Source organism: Trueperaceae bacterium, assembly GCA_031581195.1.
Taxonomy (GTDB): domain Bacteria; phylum Deinococcota; class Deinococci; order Deinococcales; family Trueperaceae; genus SLSQ01.
This window is the reverse complement of the sequence record JAVLCF010000140.1, coordinates 1-5,268: the sequence shown is the minus strand read 5'-3', so window position 1 is coordinate 5,268 and position 5,268 is coordinate 1. Positions and strand designations below refer to the sequence as shown.

General features: G+C 77.7%; 7 protein-coding genes. All 7 read left to right on the top strand.

Features of this window, described 5'->3' with window-relative positions; translation table 11 throughout:
• Positions 1-25: 25 nt before the first annotated feature.
• Positions 26-457 (top strand): NUDIX domain-containing protein, encoded by a 432-nt coding sequence (locus tag RI554_10420; GenBank protein ID MDR9392429.1) that lies wholly within the window; start codon positions 26-28, stop codon positions 455-457.
• On the top strand, positions 454-1,542 hold the full coding sequence (locus RI554_10415) for a hypothetical protein (protein MDR9392428.1): 1,089 nt from the start codon (positions 454-456) through the stop codon (positions 1,540-1,542). The genes RI554_10420 and RI554_10415 overlap by 4 nt, the downstream gene beginning before the upstream one ends.
• A 54-nt stretch (positions 1,543-1,596) precedes the next feature.
• Positions 1,597-2,730 carry a Wzz/FepE/Etk N-terminal domain-containing protein gene (locus tag RI554_10410; GenBank protein MDR9392427.1) on the top strand — a complete coding sequence of 378 codons (1,134 nt, stop codon included), beginning with the start codon at positions 1,597-1,599 and terminating at the stop codon, positions 2,728-2,730.
• Positions 2,731-2,734: 4 nt separating this feature from the next.
• Positions 2,735-3,514: a sugar nucleotide-binding protein gene (locus tag RI554_10405; protein MDR9392426.1), complete on the top strand. Its 780-nt coding sequence runs from the start codon at positions 2,735-2,737 to the stop codon at positions 3,512-3,514.
• Positions 3,511-4,131: a dTDP-4-dehydrorhamnose 3,5-epimerase gene (gene rfbC, locus RI554_10400; GenBank protein MDR9392425.1), complete on the top strand. Its 621-nt coding sequence runs from the start codon at positions 3,511-3,513 to the stop codon at positions 4,129-4,131. The genes RI554_10405 and rfbC overlap by 4 nt, the downstream gene beginning before the upstream one ends.
• A complete protein-coding gene (gene rfbB / locus RI554_10395) occupies positions 4,128-5,195 on the top strand; it encodes a dTDP-glucose 4,6-dehydratase (GenBank protein MDR9392424.1) in 1,068 nt (355 codons plus the stop codon). Before rfbC ends, rfbB begins: the two co-directional genes overlap by 4 nt.
• Positions 5,192-5,268 (top strand): sugar phosphate nucleotidyltransferase (locus tag RI554_10390; protein ID MDR9392423.1); only part of this gene is annotated, 77 nt, incomplete at its 3' end. The genes rfbB and RI554_10390, both read left to right, overlap by 4 nt.

Here is a 5,268-nt window from a genome sequence, read left to right as displayed (position 1 = left end):
GCGGTGGTGCTAGCATGCTCGGACGATGACGCGCGCGCCCGACGACCCCGCCGCCCCCACCGCCGGCGCCGGCGGACTGGTGTTCCGCCCCGACGGGACGGTGCTCCTCCTGCGCCGCGCGAACGGCGAATGGGCGTTCCCCAAGGGCCACGTCGACCCCGGCGAAGGCCCCCTCGAGACCGCCCTCCGCGAGATCGCGGAGGAGGCCGGCGTGCACGCCACGGCCCCCGACCCCGACGCCACCTGGACGACGGCGTACGTCAACGCCGACGGCGTCCCCCGCCGCATCACCTGGTTCCGCTGCACCGCCCCGCAGGCGGCGGCGTTCACGCCCCGCGAAGCGCTGTTCCCCGACGGCGCCTTCCTGCCCCCCGACGTCGCCCGCGAACGCCTCACCTTCGACGCCGACCGCGCCCTCCTCGACCGCGTCCTCGCGGGGACGCCCGACGACGCGTGAGCCGCACCGGCCCGGCGCTGCAGGGGCGCAGCGGCCCGCACGGCGCCGCGGAACTCCTCCGCACGCTGCTCGACGCGAAGGAGGTCGGCACCCTCGCGACCGCCGGCCCGCGCGGCCTCGTGACCACCCTGATCGACGGCGGCGAAACGATCGCCCGCGCCGAACACGGCGCACCCCCCGGCAGCGACGTCGCGGACGTCGCCTTCGCCTTCCACGATCACGCCCTCCCGAGCGGCGCGCGGCACGGCGTCCCCGAACTCCCCAGCCGCTTCCCAGGCGCCACCGACCCGCACCTCCGCGCGATCCCGCAGCTGCCCGCCCGCTTCGCCTGCAGCGCCCACCTCGCGCACCTCCCCGCCTGGCTCGCGACGCTCGAGGCGGAGGCCGCCGACGGCCTCCTCACCCTCGACGAGGACGGCGACGCCGCCGTCGCCCTCCTCGCCGAGGGGCGCATCCGCGCCGCGATCGGCGAACGCCGCCCCCGCTCCGCCGCCGCCGCCGACGACGCGCCCCTCCCGGTCCACAACGGCGACGCGCTGCGCCTGCTCCTGCGGCACGGCGGCGCGACGCCCAGCGGGACGGACGCGACGACCGACCGGCCCGACGCCCCCACGCTGCAGTTCGCGCCCCTCCCCCCCAGCTGGCGCGGCGCGTTCGCCGGCCTCCTGCTCGGCCGGGAGGGGGACGCCCCCCACGGCGTCCGCCTCACCGCCCGCGAAGCGACCCTCCTCGAGGGCGGCGTCCCGGTCCTCCGGGTCGGCGGCGGCGGCTCCGCCGCCGCCCGCTTCCAGGCGCACCCCAACCCCACCGCGCTCCCACCGCTCCCGCTGCCGGACGACCCCCCCGACCTGGAGACCCGCCGCTACCACCTGACCCTCCGGGGGCGCGACGCGCTCGACCCGATGACCGACCTGGCGATGTCGTTCGAGAGCGACTACGGCCCCTCCGGCAAGGAGCTGCTGCGGACGCTGCAGCGGGGCCTGGACGTCGGCGGGTGCGCCGACGCGCTCGGGGTCGGGCTCGACCAGTTGGCGCCCTGGCTGCGGCGCCTCGAGGCGGACGGCCTCATCCGCACCGAACGCTGAACGGCGCCCGCGCGGCCCCCCTCCCGCCCCCCGCGCCGCGGTATCGTCGCCGCCGTGAGCGACCCCGGCCCCCCACCCCCGCACGCGCGCCCCGTCGCGGACGACGAGGTCAGCCTCCGCGAACTGGCGTCGATCCTGCGCCGCGGGCTTCCCGCCATCCTCGTCGCCACGGTCCTCGCCGCCGCCGCCGCCCTCGCCTGGGGACTGCTCGCGCCCGACGCGTACGAGGCGCGCGCGACGGTCGTCTCCAGCCCCAACCAGGTGCGGCTCGGGGAGGACGTCGCCCTGAACTTCGACGTGCGCGGCGCCATCGACGTCGCGACCCTGCGCAGCATCGCCGGGAGCCGCAGCACCTACGACGCCGTCCGCACCGCCCTCGAGGCGGACGGGGTGACGCCCCCCGACGCCCCCCGCGACCTCGAGGCCGCCACCGCCCTCGACGTCCTCACCGGCGGGGACGGCGGCCGCTCCGCCCTGACGGTCGTGATGCGCGTCACGCACCCCGAGCCGGACACCGCCAGCGCCTGGGCGAACGCCTGGGCCGACGCGACCGTCGCGCGCGTCCGCGCGACCCTGCTCGACGACCTCGGCCCCATCTACGAACGCACCCGCGCCGCGGTGCAGGAGCGGCGCGCCGCCCTCGACGCCGCGGAGGCCACCTACCGCGACGCCGCCGCCCGCGACCTCGCCGGCCTCGAACGGCAGCTCGAGGCGGCGAACGCCCGCCTCGGGTGGCTCGAAAGCGACCGCGCGCAGCTGACGCGCACCCTCGCCGGACTCCGCGCGGAGGGGGCGCAGGGCGACCCGCGGGAGATCGCCCGCCTCGAGGGGGAACGCCGCGCCGTCGACGCCACCCTCGACGCGGAACGCACCGCCATCGAGACGCTCCGCACCGACGTCGCCGACGCCCGCCTGGCGCTCGACGCCGCGCAGCGCGAGCGGGACGCCGCCGCCGACGCCTACGCCCGCGTCCAGGCGCTCGAACCGGCGTTGGCGCTCGTGAGCGACCTGACCCCCCGCAACACCCGCCTGCTGGAGCCGGCGCGCACCCCGACCGACCCGGTCGCGCGCCCCACCGTCCTCGTCACCGCCCTCGCCGCGGTCGTGGCGGCGCTCGTCGCGACGTTGGTCGTGTTCCTCCGCGAAGCGATCCGCGCCCCCGAAGCCCCACCCCCCGCGGACGCCTGACCCGATGGGGACGCCCCCCACCCCGCACGTCCTGATGACCGGCGCGACCGGCACGCTGGGCCGCGCGCTCGTCCCCCGCCTCACGGCCGCCGGCCTGCGCGTCACCGGCACCGCGAGCGCGGACGCGGACGTCCGCGACGCGGACGCCGTGCGCCGCCTCGTGGCGGCGCACGCGCCCGACGTCGTGCTGCACGCCGCCGCCTTCACCGACGTCGCCGCCGCCGAGACCGACCGCGCGACCGCCTGGGCGGTCAACGTCGCCGGTACCCGCCACGTCGCCGACGCCGCCCGCGAGGGCGGCGCGCGGCTGCTGCACGTGAGCAGCGACTACGTCTTCTGGGGGGGCGACGACCGGCCCGAGGGCGGCTACCGCGAGACCGACCCGCCCGGCCCCGTCCGCAACGCCTACGCCCTCACGAAGCTCGTCGCGGAGGAGGCCGCCCGGCGGGCGCCGGACGCCCTGCTCCTGCGCACGTCGTTCCGCCCGAGCGTCTGGCCGCACCCCACCGCCTTCACCGACCTGTTCACCGGCCAGGATTACGTCGACGTGATCGCCGACCTCCTGACCGACGTCGTCCGGCACCACGACGAGGTCGAGGGCGACGTCCTCCACGTCGTCACGGAGCGCAAGAGCGTGTTCGACCTCGTCCGCCGCCGCACGCCGGACGTCGCGCCCGGCGTGCGGGCCGACGCGCCGGTCGCCCTGCCCGCCGACGTCTCCCTGAACACCGACCGGCTGGCCGCCCACCGCGGCCGCTGGCGCGCCGCGGAGCCCGCGGCGTGAGCGCGACCTTCGAACCGCTCGGCCCGTGGGGCGAGGACGGCGTCCTCGTCGTCACGCCGACCCTGCACGGCGACGCCCGCGGCTTCTTCCTCGAGCGCTACGAGGCGACCACCTACGCCGCGCACGGCGTCGGGCCGTTCGTGCAGGACAACCACTCCCGCTCCGCCGCCGGGGTGCTGCGCGGCCTCCACTGGCAGGCGCCCCCCGCCGCGCAAGGCAAGCTCGTCAGCGTCCTCGCGGGGCGCATCCTGGACGTCGCCGTCGACGTGCGGCGCACGTCCCCGCACTTCGGGCGGTGGGTGTCCGCCGTCCTCGACGACCGCGCCCACCGGCACCTGTGGGTCCCCGAGGGCTTCGCGCACGGCTTCCTGGTGCTGTCCGACGGCGCCGACGTCCACTACAAGACCACCGCGCGGTACGCCCCGGAGCTCGAGCGCAGCCTCCGCTGGGACGACCCCGACCTGAACGTTGCGTGGGGCGTCGACGCCCCCACCCTCTCGGTCAAGGACGCCGCCGCCCCCCGCCTGCGGGACTACGGCGACGCCGACCCCTTCACCAGCCCACCCCCGGGCGCCCCTGGGGACGCCCCCGAGCGCGCGACGGAGGGCCCCCCGTGAGCCGCACCGTCCTCGTGACCGGCGGGGCGGGCTTCATCGGGTCCGCCGTCGTCCGCGCCCTGCTGGCCACCACCGACCACCGGGTCGTCACCCTCGACGCGCTGACGTACGCCGGCCACCGCGCCAGCCTCGCCGACGTCCTGGACGACCCGCGCCACACCTTCGTGCACGCCGACGTCACCGACCCCGCCGCCGTCGCGGCGGCCTTCGAGCGGCACGCCCCCGACGCCGTCCTGCACCTCGCCGCGGAGAGCCACGTCGACCGCAGCATCGACGGGCCCGCCCCCTTCCTCCGCACGAACGTCGACGGGACCTTCACCCTCCTCGAGGCGGCCCGCGCCGCCTGGACCCCCCCGAGCGGAATGCGCGACGACGTGCGTTTCGTGCACGTCTCCACCGACGAGGTGTTCGGCAGCCTCGCGCCCGACGCCCCGCCGTTCCACCCGGGGACGCCCTACGACCCGCGCAGCCCCTACGCCGCCTCCAAGGCCGCCTCCGACCACCTGGCGCGCGCCTGGTTCCACACGTACGGCCTCCCGGTGGTCGTCACGAACTGCAGCAACAACTACGGCCCCCGCCAGTTCCCCGAGAAGCTCCTCCCCACGACGATCCTGCGGGGGGCGGCGGGGGCCACGCTGCCGGTCTACGGCGCCGGCGACCAGGTGCGCGACTGGCTGCACGTCGAGGACCACGCCCGCGGGCTCCTGCTCGCCCTCGAGCGCGGTACGCCCGGCCGCACCTACCTGTTCGGGGGCCGCACCGAACGCACCAACCTCGACGTCGTGCGGCGCGTCTGCGCCGCCCTCGACGACGCCCACCCAGGCGGCGCCCCCCACGCCGAGCGCATCGCGCACGTCCCCGACCGCCCCGGGCACGACCGGCGCTACGCCGTCGACCCCACCCGCGCGGAAACCGACCTCGGGTGGCGCGCGGAGGTCCCCTTCGAGGACGGCCTGCGCGCCACCGTCGCCTGGTACCTCGCGAACGGCGCGTGGGTCGACGCCGTGCGCGGCGGCGACGCCCTCGACCGCCGCGGGCTCGGCCCGACCGGGGGGGCCGCGTGAAGGGCATCGTCCTGGCCGGCGGCAGCGGCACCCGCCTGCACCCCCTGACGCACGCGGTCAGCAAGCAACTGCT

Excerpts from the sequence above, each read along its gene's own strand:
- RI554_10420 (MDR9392429.1), top strand. The coding sequence starts at position 26 with ATGACGCGCGCGCCCGACGACCCCGCCGCCCCCACCGCCGGCGCCGGC.
- RI554_10405 (MDR9392426.1), top strand. The coding sequence starts at position 2,735 with ATGGGGACGCCCCCCACCCCGCACGTCCTGATGACCGGCGCGACCGGC.